Source organism: Sphaerisporangium sp. NPDC049003 (genome assembly GCF_043197795.1).
Lineage (GTDB): Bacteria > Actinomycetota > Actinomycetes > Streptosporangiales > Streptosporangiaceae > Sphaerisporangium.
The window spans coordinates 56,406-77,628 of the sequence record NZ_JBICTU010000013.1; the positions used below are offsets into that span (position 1 = coordinate 56,406).

The 21,223-nt window shown below is 69.9% G+C and carries 19 protein-coding genes; 13 read left to right on the plus strand and 6 right to left on the minus strand.

The genetic code is table 11. From position 1 onward, the window contains the following. The first annotated feature begins 5 nt into the window (after positions 1 to 5). The 5 genes from ACGFIV_RS15980 to ACGFIV_RS16000 all read left to right on the plus strand — a co-directional run bounded on the left by ACGFIV_RS15980 (position 6) and on the right by ACGFIV_RS16000 (position 4,989). Positions 6 to 659, plus strand: coding sequence for a response regulator transcription factor (locus tag ACGFIV_RS15980; RefSeq protein ID WP_358555057.1), 654 nt, complete (start codon positions 6 to 8; stop codon positions 657 to 659). After that, positions 656 to 1,900, plus strand: a complete 1,245-nt coding sequence (locus tag ACGFIV_RS15985; RefSeq protein WP_358555060.1) for an ATP-binding protein — start codon at positions 656 to 658, stop codon at positions 1,898 to 1,900. Before ACGFIV_RS15980 ends, ACGFIV_RS15985 begins: the two co-directional genes overlap by 4 nt. Before the next feature lie 44 nt (positions 1,901 to 1,944). After that, positions 1,945 to 2,700 carry a hypothetical protein gene (locus ACGFIV_RS15990; RefSeq protein WP_358555063.1) on the plus strand — a complete coding sequence of 252 codons (756 nt, stop codon included), beginning with the start codon at positions 1,945 to 1,947 and terminating at the stop codon, positions 2,698 to 2,700. A gap of 133 nt (positions 2,701 to 2,833) precedes the next feature. Further along, entirely contained in the window at positions 2,834 to 3,715 is an 882-nt protein-coding gene (locus ACGFIV_RS15995) for an NAD(P)-dependent oxidoreductase (RefSeq protein WP_358555066.1), read from the plus strand. Continuing rightward, a complete protein-coding gene (locus ACGFIV_RS16000; protein ID WP_358555069.1) occupies positions 3,712 to 4,989 on the plus strand; it encodes an enolase C-terminal domain-like protein in 1,278 nt (425 codons plus the stop codon). Before ACGFIV_RS15995 ends, ACGFIV_RS16000 begins: the two co-directional genes overlap by 4 nt. Before the next feature lie 149 nt (positions 4,990 to 5,138). On the opposite strand, the gene ACGFIV_RS16005 is transcribed toward ACGFIV_RS16000, so the two are convergent. Both ACGFIV_RS16005 and ACGFIV_RS16010 read right to left on the minus strand, forming a co-directional pair. Then, the gene (locus tag ACGFIV_RS16005) at positions 5,139 to 5,288 is read right to left on the minus strand and encodes a GPGG-motif small membrane protein (RefSeq protein ID WP_358552277.1); all 150 of its coding nucleotides are present in this window, start codon (positions 5,286 to 5,288) and stop codon (positions 5,139 to 5,141) included. A 156-nt stretch (positions 5,289 to 5,444) separates the two neighbouring features. Then, positions 5,445 to 6,197: a hypothetical protein gene (locus ACGFIV_RS16010; protein ID WP_358552279.1), complete on the minus strand. Its 753-nt coding sequence runs from the start codon at positions 6,195 to 6,197 to the stop codon at positions 5,445 to 5,447. Positions 6,198 to 6,450: 253 nt separating this feature from the next. Here ACGFIV_RS16010 and ACGFIV_RS16015 point away from each other — a divergent pair, with 253 nt between their 5' ends. Further along, positions 6,451 to 7,269, plus strand: a complete 819-nt coding sequence (locus ACGFIV_RS16015) for a class I SAM-dependent methyltransferase (protein ID WP_358552281.1) — start codon at positions 6,451 to 6,453, stop codon at positions 7,267 to 7,269. Between the two features lie 73 nt (positions 7,270 to 7,342). On the opposite strand, the gene ACGFIV_RS16020 is transcribed toward ACGFIV_RS16015, so the two are convergent. Both ACGFIV_RS16020 and ACGFIV_RS16025 read right to left on the minus strand, forming a co-directional pair. Further along, positions 7,343 to 7,756: a hypothetical protein gene (locus ACGFIV_RS16020; RefSeq protein WP_358552283.1), complete on the minus strand. Its 414-nt coding sequence runs from the start codon at positions 7,754 to 7,756 to the stop codon at positions 7,343 to 7,345. A 277-nt stretch (positions 7,757 to 8,033) separates the two neighbouring features. After that, positions 8,034 to 8,636, minus strand: a complete 603-nt coding sequence (locus ACGFIV_RS16025; protein WP_358552285.1) for a hypothetical protein — start codon at positions 8,634 to 8,636, stop codon at positions 8,034 to 8,036. A gap of 169 nt (positions 8,637 to 8,805) precedes the next feature. Here ACGFIV_RS16025 and ACGFIV_RS16030 point away from each other — a divergent pair, with 169 nt between their 5' ends. Then, entirely contained in the window at positions 8,806 to 9,051 is a 246-nt protein-coding gene (locus ACGFIV_RS16030) for a hypothetical protein (protein WP_358552287.1), read from the plus strand. Between the two features lie 116 nt (positions 9,052 to 9,167). On the opposite strand, the gene ACGFIV_RS16035 is transcribed toward ACGFIV_RS16030, so the two are convergent. Beyond that, the gene (locus ACGFIV_RS16035) at positions 9,168 to 9,953 is read right to left on the minus strand and encodes an STAS domain-containing protein (RefSeq protein WP_392835483.1); all 786 of its coding nucleotides are present in this window, start codon (positions 9,951 to 9,953) and stop codon (positions 9,168 to 9,170) included. Positions 9,954 to 10,055: 102 nt separating this feature from the next. Here ACGFIV_RS16035 and ACGFIV_RS16040 point away from each other — a divergent pair, with 102 nt between their 5' ends. Then, positions 10,056 to 11,066, plus strand: coding sequence for a chemotaxis protein CheB (locus ACGFIV_RS16040; protein ID WP_358552291.1), 1,011 nt, complete (start codon positions 10,056 to 10,058; stop codon positions 11,064 to 11,066). Between the two features lie 30 nt (positions 11,067 to 11,096). Then, positions 11,097 to 12,962, plus strand: coding sequence for a CheR family methyltransferase (locus tag ACGFIV_RS16045; protein WP_358552293.1), 1,866 nt, complete (start codon positions 11,097 to 11,099; stop codon positions 12,960 to 12,962). A gap of 66 nt (positions 12,963 to 13,028) precedes the next feature. Here ACGFIV_RS16045 and ACGFIV_RS16050 read toward each other — a convergent pair whose 3' ends face one another. After that, positions 13,029 to 14,564 carry an ATP-binding protein gene (locus ACGFIV_RS16050; protein ID WP_358552295.1) on the minus strand — a complete coding sequence of 512 codons (1,536 nt, stop codon included), beginning with the start codon at positions 14,562 to 14,564 and terminating at the stop codon, positions 13,029 to 13,031. 432 nt (positions 14,565 to 14,996) lie between these two features. Between ACGFIV_RS16050 and ACGFIV_RS16055 the strand changes: the two genes are divergently transcribed. The 4 genes from ACGFIV_RS16055 to ACGFIV_RS16070 all read left to right on the plus strand — a co-directional run bounded on the left by ACGFIV_RS16055 (position 14,997) and on the right by ACGFIV_RS16070 (position 21,204). Beyond that, positions 14,997 to 18,179 carry a hypothetical protein gene (locus ACGFIV_RS16055; protein WP_358552297.1) on the plus strand — a complete coding sequence of 1,061 codons (3,183 nt, stop codon included), beginning with the start codon at positions 14,997 to 14,999 and terminating at the stop codon, positions 18,177 to 18,179. A 140-nt stretch (positions 18,180 to 18,319) separates the two neighbouring features. Continuing rightward, on the plus strand, positions 18,320 to 20,086 hold the full coding sequence (locus ACGFIV_RS16060) for a hypothetical protein (protein ID WP_392835489.1): 1,767 nt from the start codon (positions 18,320 to 18,322) through the stop codon (positions 20,084 to 20,086). Positions 20,087 to 20,200: 114 nt separating this feature from the next. Further along, complete coding sequence (locus ACGFIV_RS16065) at positions 20,201 to 20,617, plus strand: DUF3592 domain-containing protein (RefSeq protein WP_358552301.1); 417 nt, start codon at positions 20,201 to 20,203, stop codon at positions 20,615 to 20,617. A gap of 131 nt (positions 20,618 to 20,748) precedes the next feature. Further along, positions 20,749 to 21,204 carry an Lrp/AsnC family transcriptional regulator gene (locus tag ACGFIV_RS16070; protein ID WP_358552303.1) on the plus strand — a complete coding sequence of 152 codons (456 nt, stop codon included), beginning with the start codon at positions 20,749 to 20,751 and terminating at the stop codon, positions 21,202 to 21,204. The last annotated feature ends 19 nt before the right edge of the window (positions 21,205 to 21,223 follow it).

Genomic DNA, 21,223 nt, shown 5'->3' on the forward strand with positions numbered 1-21,223 from the left:
CGACCGTGGCGATCGCCGAGGACGACCTGCCGCTGCGCGGCCTCCTCACCCGTGGTCTGCGGGAGGAGGGTTTCGATATCACATTGAGCGTCCCCACCGCCCGCGAGCTGCTCACAGGCGTCGAGGCGGGCCCGCCTGACCTGCTCGTCGTCGACATCGGCCTGCCCGACGCCGACGGCCGCGACGTCGTCATGGCGCTGCGAGCCCGGTGCGTGCACGTGCCCGTGTTGCTGATCACCGCGCGCGACAGGCTGCACGACCTGCTGGCGGGGTTCCGCGCGGGCGCCGACGACTACCTGGTCAAGCCATTCGCGTTCCAGGAGCTGATCGTGCGGCTGCACGCGCTGGCGCGCAGGGCCGTGCCCGCCGCCCCGGGCGAAGGTGGGCTGCGCCTGGACCCGGCGCGGCACTGCGCCACCGACGGGGAGCGCGTCGTCGATCTCACGCCGATCGAGTTCCGTCTGCTGGCCCCTCTGCTGGCCAGGCCGGGCGAGGTCGTCAGGCGGCACGCGCTGATCGCCGCCGCCTGGCCGGACGGCGCCATCGTGCACGACAACACCCTCGACTCCTACATCACACGGCTTCGCCGCAAGCTCGCCGGCCTGAACGGCGAGGCGAGCATCACCGCGGCGCGCGGCATCGGGTACCGGTTCTCGTGATCGGCCGCCGCCTCCTCGCGGTCACGACCGCCTCGGTCGCCGCCGCGCTGCTGGTCCTCACCATCGGTTTCTGGGCCGTTCTCACTCACGGTCTCGACCAGGACGCCGTACGCGTGCTGCGCTCCCGCGCCGAAGCCGCCATGACCACGGTCGAGGTGACACCAGGAGGGCTCGCCGTCGAGGATCCGCCGATGGACCAGGTGCTCGACGACAACACGTGGGTGTTCGACGCCGCCGGGCGCGCGCTGGCACGTCCACGTGCCGGAGCCGCCCTCGACCAGGCCGCCACCACGCTCACCACCGGGATGCGGGACGTCGGCGACGCGCGGCTGCTGGCCGTCCCCGTTCCACGGGGAGGAACCGTCGTGGTGAGCGTGTCGATGCGCCCGTATTGGGACAGCGGGCGGATCGCGCTGATGGCCGCCTCGGCGCTGGACCTGATCGTGCTGGGGCTGGTGGCCCTGCTCACCCGGCAGATCGTCCGGGCCGCGTTGCGGCCGGTCAGCGCGATGACCCGGCAGGCTCTGGAGTGGAGCGAGCACGACCTGGACCGGCGGTTCTCCTTTGGACCCGCCCGAGACGAACTCACCGGCCTGGCCGCCGGGCTCGACGTGCTGCTCGACCGTGTGGCGACCAACCTGCGGCACGAACGGCTGCTCTCGGCCGAGATCGCGCACGAACTGCGCACGCCCCTGGCACGGTTGCGCGCCGAGGCGGAGATCGCCCTGCTGCGGCCCCGGCCGGTCACGGAACTTCGGCGGGCGCTGGACGGTGTCGTGACGCACACGGGCGAGCTCGCCCAGGTCGTCGACACGTTACTGGGTTTCTCCAGGACTCCGATCACCTCCACGGGATGCCGGATCGGCGACGCGGTCCAGGGGCCGGGGGTGGACTTCGCCTGCGACCCCGGCCTGCGCGTGAGCTGCGAGCGCGAACTCGTGGCGCACGTCCTGGCCCCGTTGCGCCACAACGCCCGAGCGTACGGCTCGACGGATCAGGTGACGGTGGACCGCGACGGATCGGCCCTCACACTCACCGTCACCGACGACGGCCCGGGGGTCCGCCCCGGCGAAGAGGAGCTGATCTTCGACCCCGCCCACCGGGGCAGCGCGTCTCATCTGGCGGAAGGATCCGGGCTCGGCCTGGCCCTCGCCCGCCGGCTGGCGCGGGCGAGCGGCGGCGACGTGACCGCGCTTCCCGGATCGAAAGGCCGCTTCGTCGTCCGGCTGCCGCTGGCCTGAACGCGGTCAGGATGATTTCAGGCGGCCGATGTGAGCCTGACGGCATGAGAACACTCAACAAGGTCCCTCAGGTCACGATCTTCTTCTGGATCATCAAGGTGCTGTGCACGACGGTCGGCGAGACGGCCGCCGACTTCCTCAACGCCGCCCTCGGCCTGGGCCTGACCAACACCACCTACGTCATGACCGCGCTGCTGATCGCCGCCCTGGTCATCCAGTTCTCGCTGCGCCAGTACATGCCCGGTGCATACTGGCTCGTCGTCGTGCTGATCAGCGTCGTGGGCACGCTGATCACCGACAACCTGACCGACGCCTTCGGTGTCCCGCTGGAGGTCACGACCATCGGGTTCGCGGTCGCCCTCGCGATCACCTTCGCCGCCTGGTACGCCGCTGAGCGCACGCTCTCGATCCACACCATCCACACGACGCGGCGCGAGGCGTTCTACTGGCTGGCCATCCTGTTCACCTTCGCCCTGGGCACCGCGGCGGGCGACCTGCTGGCCGAGTCGCTCAACCTCGGCTACGCCCTGTCGGCCGTGGTGTTCGGCGTCGTCATCGCGCTGGTCGCCACCGCCCACTACGGCCTGAAGCTCAACGCCGTGGCGGCGTTCTGGCTCGCCTACATCCTGACCCGGCCACTGGGCGCCTCGATCGGCGACTACCTGTCCCAGCCGGCGGACGCAGGCGGCCTGGGCCTGGGCACGGTCGTCACGAGCGGCCTGTTCCTGGCCACGATCCTGGGCTTCGTGCTCTACCTGAACGTCAGCCGGCGCGACCGGATCCCGGCGGCGGCACGTTGACCGGAACCTGACCGCGTCGCTGAGGGGGACGGTCGTGACCTTGAGAAGCACCCGGGACGGTCCGGGTGCGGGGAGAAGGCATAGCTTTGGGCGAGAACGTATCGGCCCGCGACCTGTTCAGGTGGTGAACTGATTGATCCGCGACCCGCGTCGGATCCTGGTGACCGGCGCGGCGGGCAGGCTCGGGCGTGCCACGCTCGGCCTGCTCGCCCATGAAGGCGTCCCGGCGACCGCACTCGACCTCGACGACCCCGGGGACCTGCCGGCAGACCGGGTGGTGACGGGCAGCGCGGGGGACGTGTCCGCCGTCCGTGCCGCGCTGGAGGGAGTGGACACCGTGATCCACTGCGCCGCGCTGGCGGCGCCGAGCCTCGGCACACCGGAGCAGGTGTTCGCCGGGAACACCCGGGCGACCTTCGTCGTCCTTGAGGAGGCGGCCCAGGCGGGTGTGCGGCGGGCCGTGATCGCCAGCAGCTTCTCGGTCCTCGGCCTGCCCTGGTCGTCACGGGAGCTGCATCCGGCGTACGTGCCGATCGACGAGGCCCTGCCGCTCCAGGTGGAGGATCCCTACGCCCTGTCGAAGCAGGTGGACGAGGCGACCGCCGCGATGATGGCCCGCCGCTACGGCATGGACTCGGTGGCGCTGCGCTTCCCCCTGCTCGGCGGGCCGGCCGACCAGCTCCCCGGCCGGGCCGCGAGCTACGCCGCCGATCCGCGAACGGGCGCCCACGAGCTGTGGACGTACCTGGACACCAGGGACGCCGCCCGGGCGAACTGGCTCGCCGCGACCCGTCCGGTGACGGGCGCCCACGTGCTGTTCGTGGCCGCGCCGACGACCCTGGCCCCGCAGCCCACCGAGGCGCTCCTCGACCGGTTCCATCCGGGTGCCGAACGCCGCGCCCCCCTGCCGGGGCGTGCGGCGCCCATCGACGTGAGCGCCGCCGCCGCGCTGCTGGGCTTCCACGCCGAGCACCTTTACCCCGTCGAAGCGGCCTCCGGCCTGGTGATCCAGTGAGCGGGCCCGGAGAGGGCGGCGTGATGCCGCAGACCCAGGCGCCATGGCCCGCCCGCGACGCCCTGCGCATCACCGGCGTGCGACCGATCGTGACCGCGCCAGAAGGCGTCCCCCTCGTCGTGGTGCGGGTCGACACTAACGACGCCGGGCTGTACGGCCTCGGCTGCGCCACCTTCACCCAGCGCTTCCACGCCGTCGCCACCACCGTCGAGCGGCACGTGGCCCCCATGCTGATCGGCCGGCACCCGGCCGACATCGAGGACATCACCCGCATGGTGTACCTGTCGTCGTACTGGCGGGGCGGGCCCGTGCTCAACAGCGCGCTGTCCGGCGTGGACCAGGCGCTGTGGGACATCGCGGGCAAACGGGCCGGCATGCCCGTGTACGAGCTGCTCGGCGGGCGGGTACGGTCGGCGGCCGAGCTCTACCTGCACGCGGGCGGCGCTTCGATCTCCGAGACCCTCGCCGAGGCCGGCAGGATCATCGACGATGGATACCGGCACGTCCGGGTGCAGGTCGGCCAGCCGGGGCTCGGCAGCTACGGCGCGCCAGGGAAGGGGGGCGGGTATCCCGGCCGCCCGAACCCCGACGGCTGGGACGTCCAGCAGTACCTGCGCACCGTGCCGGAGCTGATGGCCGCGGCCCGGGCTGAGCTCGGGGAGGAGATCGAGCTGCTGCACGACGTGCACCACCGCCTCTCGGTCAAGCAGGCCGTCGGCCTGGTGCGCGCGCTGGAGCCCTACCGGTTGTTCTTCCTGGAGGACCCGATCCCGCTGGAGCTGTACGACCGGCTTCCGGAGGTACGTGCCGCGGCTCCGATGCCGATCGCGGTGGGGGAGCAGGTCTCCTCGGTCGCCGACGCCGCCCGCCTGGTCACCGGGGGTGGGGTCGACCTGCTGCGCGTGCACGTGTCGGCGGTGGGCGGGCTCACCCCCGCACGCAAGCTGGTGGCGCTGTGCGAGCTCACGGGGGTGGGCACCGCCTGGCACGCGCCCGCCGACGTCTCGCCGATCGGCGCGGCGGCCAACGTGGCGCTCGACGTCACGACCCCGGCGTTCGCGATCCAGGAGGGGCACGTCTACAACGAGGCCACCCTCGCGGTGTTCCCCGGCACACTCGTTCCGCGCGGCGGCTACCTGTATCCCAACGACGCGCCCGGCTGGGGCATCGACGTCGACGAGGCCGCCGCGGCCGGTTACCCGCCGGTCACGCACCTGTTCGAGCGCTGGGCCGCCACGGTCCGCCGTCCCGACGGAGGGATCGAGGCGCCATGAGAAAGGGCCGGGCGCCCTCCACTCGGGAGGGCGCCCGGCCCTGTGCTTTCGCTATCGCCGCCCGCCGCGGATCCGGCGCCGTCGCCGGCCGGGCGAGCGGTCAAGGACTGGTGTGCGAGGAAGGGACGGCTGGGCACGGTCTCCCGTGCCTACACATTGAAGATGCTCACTCCTCCGGGCCCGACCAGCAGGCCGACCACGATCAGTACCACGCCCCACAGGATGTCACGGCGTGCCAGGAGGACGTAGATGCCAGAGATGACGAGGACGACTGCGAGGATCCACAACAAGGTAGCCATGACCAGGCCGCTGCCCGGGAGCCGGGCCGCTAAACGAGACCGGAACGGCGGGAAGATCGCGTTCGGATAGCTACGGCCACGGGCCGCCCGGGGTGGCGGGCCGGGCCGGGCCGGACGGAACGGCTCAGAGCGAGCGGGCCGGACGGGGGGTGAGGCTCAGAGCGAGCGGGCCGGACGGGGTGAGGCGACCCCCTCGATCTCCACCAGCAGGTCGTCCCGGCAGATGTCCACGTTGGTGTACGCCACGTCGGCGTGTCGCGCGAAGGCGGAGGAGCACATCCGGCGCACCAGGTCGACGTCCGCGTCGTGCTTGACGTACACCTTCACGGTGTGGAGGTCGTGGAGCGTGAGGTCCGCCCCGATCCCGTACCTCGCGAGGTTCTCCCCGCTCACGAGCGCGGCGATGTTCTCCAGGGTCGTGGCGCACTGCCTCTCGACGTCGCCCCGGTGGACGGTCTCGTGCCCGATGATGCCGGCGGTTCCCGAGACGAAGAGATGGTCAGGCCGGTCCGCCCGGCCCGTCGACAGGTACGTCGCCCGCGCGAAGCTCGGCGCCTTGATCCCGTACCGGCGGGGATACTGGTACGCCGGGATCTGGCGGGGGTTCTCGATGTTCGTCACGCTCGCCGAGCGGCAGGCGAGGAAGTAGAAGGCTATGCCGCCACCGTGGTTGCCCACGCAGGTGGCGGCGGGGATGAGCGTCCCCGAGACCTCGTGCCGCTCGAACGCCGACGCGCGGCCCCTGCAGAACCGCCCGTACACGTCCTGACCCTGGTCGTCCACGACGTTGATCCGGTCGACCATGTTCCAGACGCGCACGACGCTCGGGTAGCCGAGCAGTCCCAGGAGCTCCAGCGCCGCCAGATCATCATCGGTCCCGTCTGCCGGAATTGATCCGGACTCCAGCATGGTCGCCGGAACCCTCGCCGCTCATCTTCCAAATTGCGGCCACAATCGCCGGTGAGGGCGGCTGGACCCGGCCACATAAACGCTTTTTCGGAGAAGACGGGTAACGCCGCGTCTGAAATTCTCGGCGAAGCAGGCCGGGTTCTCAGCGTCTCAGCGGAGACACGCACGTGGCCCTCTCGGCCCTGTTCCGTCCAGTCTCATGGAGTCACGACTTCTGTGGGGAATCGGCTCACTCACCCGAAGGTTCTCACTGATGACGCAGCAACTCGTTGAGCGTTATGGCGACCGCATTTTCAACCACGTCACCACCACCGAGGACGAGCGTCTGAGCGCGCTCGCGGAGGAACTGGACCCGGCGTCGTTCCGGAGGCTGGAGTCCCTGCCCGTGCGGTCCGACTGGCGCTGCCTGGAGCTCGGCGCCGGTACAGGAACCGTGGCCCGCCGGCTCGCCGACCGCTGTCCCGCGGGCAGCGTCACCGCCACCGACCTGGACCTCCAGCTCGTCCAGAGCCGGCGTGAGGAGCAGGCCAACCTGCGATGGTTGCACCACGACCTGACGCGCGACGACTTCCCTCCCGCGTCCTTCGACTTCATCCACGCCCGCTATCTGTTCTGCCACCTGCGCAGCCGGGAGCCGGACCTCGCCCGGGTCGTGAGCTGGCTGGCCCCCGGCGGATGGCTGATGCTGGAGGAGCCGGCCGCCTTCCCCATCGAGTCCTCGCCGCACCCGGCCTACCGCGCGACCGGCATGGGGGTCTTCACGGTCCTGGCCGAGCGGATCGGCACGGACTGCCGGTGGCCCCGCGCCCTGCACGACGACGTGAGCGGGCTGGGGCTGGAGGACGTCGAGATGGACATCGCCTGCTCGGTCGTCGGCGGTGACCTGCCGATGTCCCGCTTCTGGCGGCTGACCATCGAGCAACTGGACCCGGCCCTGCGTGCCATCGAGGGGATCACCCCTGCCATGATCGCCGAGACCCGGGCACTGCTCCGCGACCCGGGGTTCCGCGACCTGGGCATGGCCACCATCGCCGTGTGGGGTCGCCGGCCGGGCATCCCCGCCCGGCCCTGACCGCGCCCGGACGGCACGGCGCCGCTCCCGCGTGACCTGCCCGGCGCCGGCCAGGTGGTGTCACACGGTCAGATCATTCGTCCTCGCACTCGTCGTCGGGGGCGGCTGTGTCCACCTCCGGCTCCTTCGTCTTCGTGGAACCCGGCTTCCTGGGCTTCTTCGGTACGACGACGATGATCTGGAGGTGGATGTTGCACACCTTGGCGTGCCTGCACAGCGCGTTCTGAACGGCGGTCGACCCGCCCGCGGTGCTGGCCGAGGTGTGCTGGTAGCCGTGGTTGCTGGAGGGGCTCTTGAGGGAGATGATGTTGCGGTTGCGGGTGCCGTTCCCGTCGTGGCTGCGCACCCCGCCGCGGTCGTCGTCATCGCCGCCGCCGTCTCGTTCCGTGTGCCGCGTCTGAGGGCGCGCCGTGCCGGCGCTCGCCGCGGTCGGCGCGATGACCCCGATGAATGCGGTCGAAGCGGCTATACCGGCAAGAATGCACACGGCAACCGTTCTGATTGTGAGAACTCTTTTATCATGCTGACAAATCATCGTTTGTCGCCCCCCGCTGCATCGGACTGAGTCCGGGCAGGAAGTGCTTCGACCCGGACCCGATCGTCAACATACCGTCGATCGGGGCGTAGGTCGCGTTCCCGGTGATTCACCCGCAGATTATTACCGCATCATTGCCCTGGGTAGTAGTGAAATCCGTCAAAATCCCCGTTGGAATGATGAACAGGGAAATAGACGGCTCTACGAATCGGGCATTCTCCGCGAGACGCTATTTCTGGAGGTGCATCCGGGCCCTCTGCGAGATGTTGCAGAAGCGGTGCTTCTTCTTGCAGGCGGCCGACTGAGTGTGGCTGTTTCCGCCGAAGGTCGTATTCGACACGTTCTGCAGCCCGGTGATGATGGTGGGACTGAGGATCTCGGAATAGCTCTTGTTGAACCTGCCGTTTCCGCTGCGCATGTAGATGTGGCCGTGGTCGTCGGCCGGGACGGCCGCCGGCGAGCCCCGGTGGCCCGCCACCGCGCTCGCGCTCGCCTGCGACGGCGACGCGAGAGCCCCCGCCGCCGCGATCACCAGCGCGGCCAGCGTCAGCCGTCGCACGTGGACGAGCACATCGGCACGCGGTCTCTCCGTACGGTGACGAATCATCTCGCTGGGCACCTGCCCCTTCGGGTCCTTATGGCGGCGGACACGTCCGTTGGTCTGCATATGGGCGATGTCAGCCTCCATACCCGCGACCGAGATCAGGTCCCTCTCCGAGTGATCGACGGCGCAGATGATTACCTGGCCTTTGTCATCAAATGCCGACAGGCGGTGGCGGCCGGTGCGATCAGATTCCGGCGGCGGCCGGGGTCGTAAGATCAGAACACGCATCAACCAGACGTATTCGCGTCGTCACCTTATGCTGTGGCCTATCGGGGATGCCCCCTCTCGGCGTGACCGATGAGATCTCTGCTCGGCGACGACCCGGCGCTGATTCAGAAGGGCGTTCGGCCGGGTCGCCATCGTCTGGACAGACGACCAATCGAACGTGAGGGACGGCATGGCAGTTAAGGGCGGCCAGTGCGGCAGATGCCGCGGAGTTCTCACCGCTATCGATCCCGGGCGTTACACCCTGGTCCGGGCCCGGCTCATCCTCACCCACGGCTACTGCCGGTGCGCCGGCGAGTGGGCCGACGCCTCGACGCCCCCGGGAGGCGCCCAAGTGGACGCTCCCACCGCGGGCCGGGGGCTCATCCGGTCGCGGCCGTACACGAGCCCCTCCGGCACGGCGGCCCAGCGTCTTTGACCGCCCAGCGCCCCTGACCGGCCGGGGGAGCCGGGGCCGGTCGGGAAGTCGGGGCCGGTCGGAATCGGCGGTCGCTCGGAATCGGCGGTCGCTCGGAATCGGGGGTCGCTCGGTCGTCAGGCGCCGGGCGCGACCGGCCGTTCCCCCGCGAACACCACGGCGCGCCGCCGGATCTGCTCGGCCCTGGCGTGGTGGGAGTGGTCGTCGCAGGCGGTGTCCCCCGAGACCCTCACCGCCCCCGCCATGACGGCGTGGGAGTCGGCCAGCCGCTCGTGCACCTCGGCGAGCGTGGCACAGGCGACCTGGACTTGCGCGTGGAGCGTCTCCAGCCGCCGCTCGGTCTCCTGCCTCAGCCGTGCGGACCGTTCGAGCACCGAACGCATGGACAGCCGGGACGCCGGACCGGCCTGTGCCGCAGGCCCCGGACCTGTCGCCGTGTCCACGGCCGGTACCGCCGCGTCCGTACGCGTCAGGGAGGCGCGGGCGCCGGCACCCGCCCGGGTGGAGCACTCGCGCCCGAGGCGGCGGTAGACCTGGACGTGCCGGTACAAAACCTGCGGCGGGCCGGCCTCCCGCTCGATCCACTCGCGGGTGATGATCTGCGGGAAGCCGGGGTCCTGCGGCGACCAGAGCAGGCCGAGCAGCTTCGCGACGTTCGGGGAGGCGGCGATCACCAGCTTGCCCCCGTACCCCCGCAGGTCGGCGTGGGTACGGGCCAGCACTCTGGCCCCGGCGAGGTCACAGAACCGCAGCTCGCCCGCGTTCACGAGGATGTGGAGGACCCCGCCGGCCACCAGACGGCGCAGGGCCGTTTCGAGGCGGTCGCAGTTGGAGGCGTCCACCTCACCCGTCAGCGTCACCAGGGCCGTGTCCGCGTGACGGTGAACAAGATGGACCGACATATCCATTGGGCCTCAAATCATGAAAAAGAATTTTGCTCGGTTCCCAGGTTCAATGTTAGGCGCACGAGGTATGAAACGTCATCGATTGGATATTGGCCTGATGTGGCAGACCCGAACGCGCGTGACCTGGTCGTCGTCGCGGCCTCGGCGGGCGGTGTCGAAGCCCTTCGCGACCTGCTGGCCGCGCTGCCCTCCGACCTCGCCGCCGCCGTCCTCATCGTGCTGCACGTCCCCTCGCGGGGGAGCAGCGCGCTGGCCGGCATCCTGGACCGCGCCGGACCGCTGAAAGCCGCCGTCGCCGGCGACGGCGAGCCCCTGCGGCACGGCCGCGTCTACGTGGCCCCTCCCGACCACCACCTGCTGGTCCAGGGCGGCGCCGTGAGGCTGTCGCGAGGACCACGGCACAACGGTCACCGGCCGGCCGCCGACCCCCTGTTCCTCAGCGCCGCACTGGAGGGCGGTCCCCGTACGATCGCCGTGGTGCTCAGCGGCACGCTCGACGACGGAGCCAGGGGATGTGCCGCCGTGGAGCGGCACCACGGCGCCGTCGCCGTGCAGGACCCCAGGGAGAGCGCGTTCGAAGGCATGCCCAGGGCGGCCATCGCGGCGACGACGACCGCCGAGGTCATGACGGTGAGGCGGATCGCCGAGTGGATCGCGCGGCAGAGCCGGAGAACCACCACACCGGAGGCGCCCATGCGAGACGCGGAAGTGGAGCGGGAGGTGTCCCTCTTCCTCGTGCAGGGCACCGCCGAGCCGCCGGAGGGCACGTTCAGCGGGGTCAGCTGCCCCGAGTGCGGCGGGCCGGTATACGAGGCGTCGACAGGGTCCGATCCGCGTTACGAATGCAGGCTCGGCCACGGCTGGTCCTCCGAGAGCATGGTGGCCGGCCACTCCGAGTCCGTGGAACGGGCGCTGTGGGTGGCGATCCTCCGCCTGGAAGAGCGGTTGCGGCTGCTCGAACGCATGATCCGGCGCGCGCTGGAGCAGGGGCGGAAGTACTCCTCGGAGCACATGATCGAGGAGGTCGAGCAGACCAAGGAGGCGCTGCGGACCATGCGGACGCTTCAATCGCGTATCGGCGAGCCCGGTGGTGACGTTGTCCTCCCATGACGCTCGCCGGCGGGCCTAGGCTGGACCCCCGTGACGCCCGGCCAGGACCGCGAATTCAACGATCTCCTATTTATGCTGAGGGAGACGCGTGGCTTTGATTTTTCCGGATATAAGCGCACTACTCTCATGCGCCGAATCAGCCGGCGGCTGGAAGCGCTCAAGCTACGGGACTACGGGGAATATCGCGACTATCTGGAGCTCGAACCCGAGGAGTACAACCGGCTGTTCGACAGTCTGCTGATCAACGTCACCGGCTTCTTCCGCGACCCCATCGCCTGGCAGACCCTGCGCGGCATCGTGGTGCCGTCCTTGCTGGCCAGCAAGGGAGGGAGCGCCCCCATCCGGGTCTGGAGCGCCGGGTGCGCCACCGGCGAGGAGGCCTACAGCCTGGCGATGGTGCTGGCCGAGGAGCTCGGCATGGAGCAGTTCCGCCAGCGGGTCAAGATCTACGCCACCGACCTCGACGAGAAGGCGCTGCACGTCGCCCGCGCGGCCGTCTACAGCGAGCGCAGCCTTGACGAGGTTCCCGCCGATCTGCGCGCCACCTACTTCGAGCCGGTCGAGGAGGGCTTCGCCTTCCGGCGTGACCTGCGACGCCAGCTGATCTTCGGCCGCAACGACCTGACGCGGGACGCGCCGATCTCCCGGGTCGACCTGCTGCTGGCCCGCAACACCTTGATGTACTTCAACTCCGAGACGCAGCGCAGCATCGTCCGTCGTTTCCACTTCGCGCTGTCCGATCCCGGCTACCTGTTCCTCGGCAAGGCCGAGATGCTGCTGAACCACAGCGACAAGTTCGAACCGGTCGATCTGCGCGTGCGGGTGTTCAAGAAGGTCGGAGCGTCACCGATCGGTGCACGGGCACCATGGGGAGGCGGCACCATGTCGCCGAATCGGCAACCACGAGACTTCGCGCTCCAGGCCGCGGCGCTCGCCTCCGGGCCGGTCGCCCAGATCGTCATCGACCGTGTGGGGAACGTCGCCCTGGTGAACTCCCGCGCCGAGATGCTGTTCAACCTCAACCCGCGCGACATCGGGAAGCCGTTCCAGGACCTTGAGGTCTCCTACCGGCCCGCCGAGCTGCGTTCGGTGATCGAGCAGGTGCGCCTGGAGATGCGGCCCGCCGATCTCCAGGACGTCACCTGGCACCGGCCGAGCAACAAGGAGGCGCGGGTCTTCGACATCTCCGTCGTCCCGCTCCTCGACCGGCCGGGCGGCGAGCTGGCGGGCATCGGCATCAACTTCCACGACGTGACGCACTACCGCCGCCTCCGTGACGAGCTCCAGGCGGCGAACAGGGAGCTGGAGCACGCCTACGAGGAGCTGCAGTCGCTGAACGAGGAGCTGGAGACCACCAATGAGGAGCTCCAGTCGACCAATGAGGAGCTGGAGACCACCAACGAGGAGCTCCAGTCGACCAACGAGGAGCTGGAGACCATCAACGAGGAGCTCCAGTCGACCAACGACGAGCTCCAGCAGATCAACGACACGCTCAACTCCCGCAGCGAGCAGCTCGACCAGGCCAACGACTTCGTCTCCTCCGTCGTGCGCAGCCTGGGCGACGCGGTGGCGGTGGTCGACGCGGAGCTGCGGGTGCTGGTCTGGAGCGCGGGCGCCGAGGACCTGTGGGGACTGCGCCGCGACGAGGCGATCGGCCGCCGGCTGACCGAGCTGGACATCGGCCTGCCTGTCGCGGCGTTCCTGCCCCAGTTGCGCCTCCCGGCGGACACGGCCGGTCCCGACCTCGGGAGCCGGCGCGCCACCGCGATCATCGTGGACGCCGTGAACCGGCGCGGACGGCCCGCCCGCCTCAAGGTCGAGCTTTCCCGGCTGTACGCCGAGGACGGGTCGCTCCGGGGGATCATCCTGGTGATGAACGTCCTCCCCGAGGAGTGAGCGCCTTGCTCCGGGGCCGCCCCGCGAGGCGGGCCGCCGGGCCGGAATCCCTCGCGTGTACGCCGTTCATTCGAGGATGTCACCCGCCGGGAGGGTGATGTCACCCGCCGGGAGGGTGAGGACGAAGCGCGTGCCGCCGGTGTAGCCGGTGTCCAGCTCGATGTTCCCGCCGTGGTAGGCCATGATCTTGCGGCACAGCGCGAGCCCGATGCCGGTGCCCCCGTACTGGTCGCGGTTGTGCAGCCGCTGGAAGATGAGGAAGATCTTTTCGGCGAAGCGCGGCTCGATGCCGATGCCGTTGTCCGCCACGGTGATCCGCCACTGGGCCTCGTCCCGCTCGGCCTCGATCAGGACCACGGGCACGCGGTCCGGGTGGCGAAACTTCAACGCGTTGCCGATGAGGTTCTGCCACAGCATGGCCCACTGGGTCGGGTCGCCGCTGATCACCGGGAGGTCGCCCACCTCGACCCGGCCGCCGGAATCCTCCAGCCGGGCGCCGAGGTTGCGCAGGGCGAGGTCCACCGCGTCGTTGAGCTTCAGCCGCACCGACTCGGTGTTGACCCTGCCGATGCGGGAGAAGTTGAGCAGGTCGTTGATGAGCACCTGCATCCGCTTGGCGCCGTCGACGGCGAAGTGGATGTACTGCCTGGCCCGCTCGTCGAGGTGGTCGGCGTAGCGCTGCTCCAGCATCTGGGTGAAGCTGGCGACCTTGCGAAGGGGTTCCTGCAGGTCGTGGCTCGCCACGTAGGCGAACTGCTCCAGCTCGCTGTTGGAGCGCCTGAGCTCCTCGGCCTGCTGGGCGAGCAGCCCGCGGGACTGGCGGGTCTCCTCCAGTTCGGTGACGATGCGCCGCCGCATCGCCTCAATGTCGCCGGCCAGCGCCGCGACGTCGGCAGGGCCCCCGGTGTCCACGTGGTGGTCGAAGTCGCCCGCCGTGACCCTGCGCGAGGCCTCGCTCAGCCGCGTCAGCGGCCGGAACACCACCAGCCGCAGCAGCAGCGCGAGCGCGAGGGTGATCAGCAGGAAGACCACCACGATGGTGACGAAGGAGAGGTCCCTGAAGGTTCTGGCCGAGGCCAGGTCGGCGCGGGCGTCCTCGCGGGCGCGGGCCCAGGCCGTCTCCTGGGCGGTCAGCGCGGCGCGCAGGGCGTCGAAGGCGTGCCTTCCGGCCTCGGTCTGGTCGCCGGGCACGCTGTCGGCACCCTGGCTCCGGACGTACGCGATCATCGGCTCGGCGTGCCGCGCACGCCAGTCGGCGCTCAGCCGCTCGATCTCGTCGAGCTCACGCAGCGCCGGCGCGCCGGGCGCCAGCTCGCGGATGGCCGTGGCGGCCTGCCTCTCGGTCACCTGCCCGCGCCGGTACGGTTCGAGGAACTCGTCCTTGCCCGAGAGCAGGAAGCCGCGCAGGCCGGTCTCCTGGTCGAGCAGGCCGGTCTGGACGCGCTCGGCCTGGAGCCTGGCGGGGGAGATCACATCGGTCAGCCGGTTGGAGACCTGCGTGGTTCGCCGCAGGACCGCCGAACCCGCCACGGTGGACACGCCCAGCATGACGACCATCACGACGAGCACCAGGTTGAACCAGGCCTGAGCGCTCCAGCGCACGCTCACACAATGTCCGGCGCGGTCTCAGCGGTGGCGAACATGCCGGAATCGTAGCGACATCGACGATTGCCAGCCCACTTGGCCCACGCGTGGCCGCGGCGACGCCGCCTGTGGCCGGACGCCTCCCGGATGAGGTGGACGGAAGATCGTCAACCTTGGGGGTGATGCGGGATCAGCCGCGAGGGGGAATCGCCCTGAATACTGCATCTTTACCCTCAAATTATCCGCTTTGTTCGCGCGTGACGGTTATCCCATAACCGTTCTTAAACGCGCTCGCACCCCCCGCCCGCCGGGTCACGGCGTTCCGGGCCGCTCTCGTGTCATGCCGTGGGGGCACGGCCGGGTCAACGTTGCCCGGAATGCCCGCCGGAGCCGGGTGCGGCGCCGTTCGCGAAGACCCGGTGCGTGGGCTACCGCCGAGAGAGATGATCGATGAGACCGAGTCGAAGAGGTGAAGGCCGCCGCCGCAGGGGAGCGGCCCGGCTGTCCCGGGCGCTCGCGGCGATGCTGACGCTCGTGGTGACGGCGACCCTGCTCCACGGGGTCCCCGCCTCCGCCTTCGCAGAGCCGGAGGTCCCCGACCCCGACGCGATCAACCAGCAGTTGCACTCCATCAGCCTGAGCATGAAAGACCCGCACTACTACAGGGACGTCATCCTCGGCCTGGTCCTCGCCTCCCGGTCGCAGACGGCGCCGGGCAAGTCCGAGGCCGAAGTCGCCGCCGAGTTCCAGGGCCTGTCGGACTACCTGGACCAGCAGCTCAAGGACGTCGGGAAGTCCCCCTGGGAGAACAAGGTCGCCGTCCTGACGACGATCAACCGCGCGGTCGCCGGGGACCCGCGGCTCGCGCCCGCCGCGGCGGCGCTCAACAAGACCTTCGCCGGGTTCAGCGCGACGCCCGGCCACGAGTACGACAACTGGCAGAACGCCGTGGCCGCCAGCCAGTCCCTCGGCGACTCGGCCTCCCTCGCCCTGGAGGCACTGAACCAGGCCTCGGCCAAGGCGGTGCGGGGCATGGGCTCCACCCTCGGCGACGGCAACGCCTACGTCAAGATCTGGGACGCCCGGGTCGGGGACCCCTCCGGGCTGAGCGCCGGTGCCACGACCGACGAGCTGGTCGCCAAGTCGCCCCTGCGGGACGTGGTGAACTTCAACGCGATCTGGGCCTACGGCAAGGACGACCCCCGGTACAAGGAGGAGATCCTCAAGCAGTTCGAGCAGCTCATCAAGCAGGCGAACTGGGAGGTCAAGAACGCGGTCGTGTCCATCGACGACCTGCAGCTCAAGTACGAGGGCGCCTACAAGTGGAGTAGCACCGCGCCGAACGCGCCCGATGTGGTGAAGGAGCGCGTCAAGAAGGAGGCCGAGGCGCGCCAGAAGGTGATCAGCGGCGTCGACGTGGGCATCTCGATCCTTTCCAAGCTGGTCGGCGTGGCCGATCCGAAACTGGCCACGAGGATCGAGATCGTCGGGAAGGCGGCCGTGAAGATCGCCAACGCGATCAACGAGTACCTTCCCAAGATCGCGGCCATGGGCGCCATCGAGGCGATCTTCTCGGCGGGCACCGTGGCGTTCACCGGGAACATCATCGGCGCGATCAGCAGCCTGCTTCCCCTCTTCCGGGCCGGTTCGCCAAGCCCCGAGCAGATGATGCTCGAACAGATCGGCAAGCTCCGCCAGGAGGTGGCCGACCTGCACAAGGCCATGGACGAGCAGTTCGCCCGCGTGAACAAGAACCTGAACGTCATCTATGAGGGCCTGCTGAACAGGTTCGACGAGGTGATCAAGCTCCAGCAGGCGTCGGCCGCCCAGCTGACGGCGATCCAGGGGCAGTTGCAGGGCATCCAGCAGAGCGTGGACGTCTGGGCGGCGGAGATCATCAAGTCGCTCCAGAACGTCCAGCTCAAGGACGCCCGCGCGGGGATGAACGCGTACATCGGATACGAGCAGACGCACTCGCAGCCGATCCCGACGTTCGAGGAGTACGCCCATGTGGTGAACGACCTGCACTTCGCGGCCGTCACCCAGGCCCGCGAGGAGCCGTTCGTCCCCAGCCCCACCTCCTACCAGCAGCACGCCGCGGGACCCGTGGCCGTGGTCGACGCCTACGGCAGCTCCGGCGGCGCCACCGGCTTCCTGAGCTGGTACGGCAAGCAGAACTACGGTTGGCCGCAGCAGCCGTCCAGCTCTCCGAACCTGGCCGCCTGGCTCACGATGGCCAACGGGTTCACACGGCTGGCGTCGGAGAACCAGGGCTACGCCAAGCGCGTCAACACCCAGCGCACCTCGGACATCGTCGCCGCGGGCCTGGACATCGACAAGGCGGCCCGGCAACTGAGCGAGCCCCTGAACCCGCCCGCCGCCGACGGCACGTACACCAACGCGCTGTTCAAGGGGCTCGTCAGGGACTACAAAAACGCCGTCGCGGCCCTGTCCGACAAGCTGGTCCCGCTGCAGAAGGAGTACACCGACGAGAAGGGGTACAAGCTCTTCGGCACGGCGGACCAGGCCCTTCCGGCCGGCAAGTCGCCTGCCACCCCCGGCACCGTCTCGACGTGCCCGGAGCTCCCCAACAAGACCAAGGACATCGAGACCCCGGGCGTCGTCTCGCTGGCGCAGATGCCGAACCCGATCGTCCTTGCGAACTACGCTCTGCCCGAAGCGGACCGCCCCGCGTTGTCGCTGTGCTACCAGGGGTGGCTGACGAACCAGGGCGGGCGCGGGGATGGCCAGATCCTGGAGCAGTGGGCCGACCTGGCCGTCACCGTGAAGATGCGTCTCACCTGGCCCGACGGCACGGTGCAGACCTTCCGCACGTGGACGCAGACCCAGCCCCTCGGCGTGATCTGCCGTACCCGCATGGGCACCCCGCTTCCCGGTGACCCAACCGTCTACTTCTGCAACGACCTCAAGTACTACCTCGGCGCCTGGGTGAGCGGGGGCTACAAGCAGGTCTTCGACATGAAGGCGACGTTCACCAGCGACGACGCGGTTCTCACCGCCGCGCGGGACAAGGTGGCCAGGTTCCTCAGCGGGCGCCAGAAGGCCTACTACGACAGGGTGGTCGCGGAACTGACCACCCCGGGCAAGCCCCTGTCGGACGCCAACGCCCAGGTGACCAAGAGCATGCGCCTGCTCCAGGCCTTCACCGAGACCGGCTGGGCGACCGCGCTCAGGCAGGACGAGATCATGCAGTTGCTGCTGGGCGGGGTCGAGAGGCTGCCCTCCGACCTCGGCGGCGACCCGTTGATCACCGACGTGTTCCGCAGAGCCCAGGAGAACTACGCGGGCTGCGCCCCCGTGGGCGGGCACGGCTCGGCCTGTTCGAGCCGCGTCTCGTTCGACCCGTTCGTGGGCCAGTCGCACGAGTGGCTGATCGACTGCCTGAGCTGGTACGACAAGAGCCGCCTGCCCGTGGAGCTGTGGACGGGCGACCCGCTCGCCAACACCGTCCTCGGATTCTCGCGGCACGCCGCGGACACGCTGCTGTCGCGGTACGAGAAGCACTCCAAGGAACTCGCCGGCGGCGTCTACGCCGAGGGCGTCCCCGAGGTCAAGAACGTGCTCGGGGTGCTGGAGAGCTTCGACGCGGTCCTGCGCGTCCCGACGACGTAGACCGGCTCCCACGAGGCGCGCGGGCCGGCCGCACAAGCCGGCCCGCGACACCACGACCGGTGACGACCGGCCCGCGCGCCCCGTCACCGGTCCCCGGCTCGCCGAACTCACCGCCCCTGAGGGCAATCAGAGGAAGACCTATGCGAACAAGAACAGCCGCAGGCCTGGCGACGGGCCTGTTGTCCCCGCTGCTGCTGGCCATGGCGGTCCTGCCGGCCCAGGCCGGCACCTCCGCGCAGACGAGCGCCAGCGGCGCGTCCGCCAGTACGGCCGTGTGGTCCGCGGGACCGTCCACGGCCGCTCACCGGGCGAAGGACCCGGGCGGCAAGGCCAAGGGCTCCAAGAAGATCAAGCTCTACACACCCACCGAAGTCGACCGCAGGGCGCTCCCGGGACTCGCCGATCAGCGGGCCACCGCCCCCGCGACGACCAGGCTCGCCAGCCCCCCGGCCGGCTTCCCCAAGACCGACGCGCCGAAGTCCGCGGGCCAGAACACCCTGGCCTCACCCGTCACCGGGTACTTCGACGAGATCAGGTTCGAGCCGGGCAAGGTCAGGGTCAGGGGGTGGGCGCTCAACCCGTCGGCCCCCAGCGCGGCCGTCCAGGTCATCGCCAGGAAGGAGACCGGGGAGCAGACCGTGGGTGTGGCGAACACCTACAGGCCGGACGTCGGAAACGGCAACTACCACGGCTTCGACTTCACCCTCGCCCTCCCGTCGGCCAGGGGAGCGCACACCGTGTGCATGCAGGCGTACGTGAACTACACGTACACGAACCTTGGCTGCCTCGGCTACGACTCGCGCCCGTTCGGCGCGTTCGAACGGCAGGACATCGTCGCGACCCCGAACGGCCGGTTCTCCGTCCTGCGCGGGTGGCTGATCGACCCCTACACCAACGGGGCGGCGCAGGTCGACGTCATCCGGGACGGGACGCAGGTGCTCACGGTGCCGGCCCAGCTCACGCACCAGGGAGCGGCTCAGGCCTACCCCACCTACGGGCCGAGCCACGGCTTCGAGGTGTGGGTGAGGCACGACCTGCCCAACGGGAACCACACGATCTGCCTGAACGGCTCCGCGGGGGGCGCGAAGACCCCGCTGGGCTGCAAGGACCACGACGAGGACCACAGCATCAAGGGAGCCTTGGACGAGGTGACCTGGCAGGGTGAGAACGTCGTTGTGAAGGGCTGGGCGCTCGACTTCGACACCACCGACCCCATCTCGGTGTCGATCAGCACGGGCGGCAAGATCGTGAAGACCGTGCCCGCGAACGTCCTCCGCGGGGACGTCGCGACCTCCTTCCCGCAGTACGGGGCGCTGCACGGCTTCGAGGCGACCATCCCCGCCGCCCTGGACGAGCAGGAGGTCAGCGTCACCGCCAAGGACGTCGTCATCGGCACCGACCTGACGTGGAGCAAGCGCTACGACGGCTCGTCGGGGCCGTGCCGCTGCGTCAGGGAGAACTTCGAGGCCGGCGCGCTGAACAAGTCGCTCTTCTTCCGGGCGCAGGGGCAGCTCACGGCGGACCCGGCCCGTCTCGTGTCGGGGAAGTACTCCGTCTACGGCGAGGCGCCGGCGACGCAGGAATGGCAGGAGTTCCTCTGGTCCGACCCGGCCAAGCTGAAGCTCGCGCCGCTGACCTCGTACACGGTGACCTTCAAGTACCGGCTTCTCGGGCCGGACGGATCCATCGCTCACCCGTACTTCCTCGCCCGGACCGCGAGCGGGGGGATCCCCCAGGACGCGGGCTTCAAGAGGTGGGAGGAGACCTCCGACGGCGACGTGAAGACGGCGTCGGTGACCTTCACCACGAAGGACTTCAGTGACTACTACCTGATCTGGGGTCTGAACCAGGGCGGCGCCATCGCCGTCGACGACGTCGTGCTGAACGGTTCGATCGGGCGGAACTGACGCCGCCGAGCGGATGATCGACACCGCCGCGGGCGGGCGCCCTCACCGGCGTCCGCCCGTCACGGTTCCCGCCGACGCAAGCCGTGATCAAGCGGTTCCCTCTACGGTCGTAAGGTGTCTGACAACGAGGCGTTCATCATCGGAGCCATCGGCATGACCATGACCGTCCTCGGGGGTGCGGTCATCCTGAACGCCCGTGACTTCCGCAGGCGGGCGCGGCGCGGGCGAGGCCAGGTCGTACGGCTGCGCGCGGTCCGGACCGGCGGGAGCGGGAGGGAGAGGCGGCACAGCGCCGTCTACCACCCGGTCCTGCGGTTCACGACCGACGACGGCGAACTGGTCGAGGCCGAGTCGCCGGTGGGCGGCGACCCGCCGCCCGCCAGGCCCGGCGACCGGGTGCCGATCATCTACGACCCGGCCGACCCTGCGCAGGTGCGCATCGACACCGCGCTCGGCGGCGGAACGCTCCTCGTCGGCTTCGGCCTGCTGCTGCTCGTCCTCGGGGCGCGCTCGGGCATCGCCTCCCTGTGAGCCTCGCGCGGCCCGGCGGCGACCGTGGCCGCGTTCCTTCCGTGGCCACGCGAACCGGGTGGCTCCGGTTGGGACCATGCCGTGACCACTTGGACGGCGAAACGGGCTCGGGGGGCGCTAGCGTTTATGGAGTGGAGGAGATCGATCGCCAAATAGTGACGCTGCTGGCCGTGGACGGCCGCATGAGCTTCACCGACCTCGCCAAGGAGACCGGCCTGTCGGTCTCCGCCGTTCACCAGCGGGTGCGCAGGCTGGAGAAGCGCGGTGTGATCAAGAGCTACGCGGCCCTGGTCGATCACGACGCCATCGGCCTGCCGCTCACCGCGTTCGTGTCGATCAAGCCCATCGACCCCTCCGCCCCCGACGACGCGCCCGAGAAGCTGGAGCACCTGACCGCCATCGAGGCCTGCCACAGTGTCGCGGGCGACGAGAGCTACATCCTCAAGGTGCGGGTGCGGTCGCCGATCGCGCTGGAGCACCTGCTCCAGCAGATCAGGGCCTCGGCCAACGTCTCCACCCGCACGACCATCGTGCTGAGCACCCCCTACGAGCACCGCACGCCCGACCTCACGGCCGGCACCTCCTAGCGAGGCGGCCCCCGGCGGA

Excerpts from the sequence above, each read along its gene's own strand:
- ACGFIV_RS15990 (WP_358555063.1), top strand. The coding sequence starts at position 1,945 with ATGAGAACACTCAACAAGGTCCCTCAGGTCACGATCTTCTTCTGGATC.
- ACGFIV_RS16005 (WP_358552277.1), bottom strand. The coding sequence starts at position 5,288 with ATGGCTACCTTGTTGTGGATCCTCGCAGTCGTCCTCGTCATCTCTGGC.
- ACGFIV_RS16010 (WP_358552279.1), bottom strand. The coding sequence starts at position 6,197 with ATGCTGGAGTCCGGATCAATTCCGGCAGACGGGACCGATGATGATCTG.
- ACGFIV_RS16015 (WP_358552281.1), top strand. The coding sequence starts at position 6,451 with ATGACGCAGCAACTCGTTGAGCGTTATGGCGACCGCATTTTCAACCAC.
- ACGFIV_RS16025 (WP_358552285.1), bottom strand. The coding sequence starts at position 8,636 with ATGCGTGTTCTGATCTTACGACCCCGGCCGCCGCCGGAATCTGATCGC.
- ACGFIV_RS16030 (WP_358552287.1), top strand. The coding sequence starts at position 8,806 with ATGGCAGTTAAGGGCGGCCAGTGCGGCAGATGCCGCGGAGTTCTCACC.
- ACGFIV_RS16035 (WP_392835483.1), bottom strand. The coding sequence starts at position 9,953 with ATGTCGGTCCATCTTGTTCACCGTCACGCGGACACGGCCCTGGTGACG.
- ACGFIV_RS16055 (WP_358552297.1), top strand. The coding sequence starts at position 14,997 with ATGAGACCGAGTCGAAGAGGTGAAGGCCGCCGCCGCAGGGGAGCGGCC.
- ACGFIV_RS16060 (WP_392835489.1), top strand. The coding sequence starts at position 18,320 with ATGCGAACAAGAACAGCCGCAGGCCTGGCGACGGGCCTGTTGTCCCCG.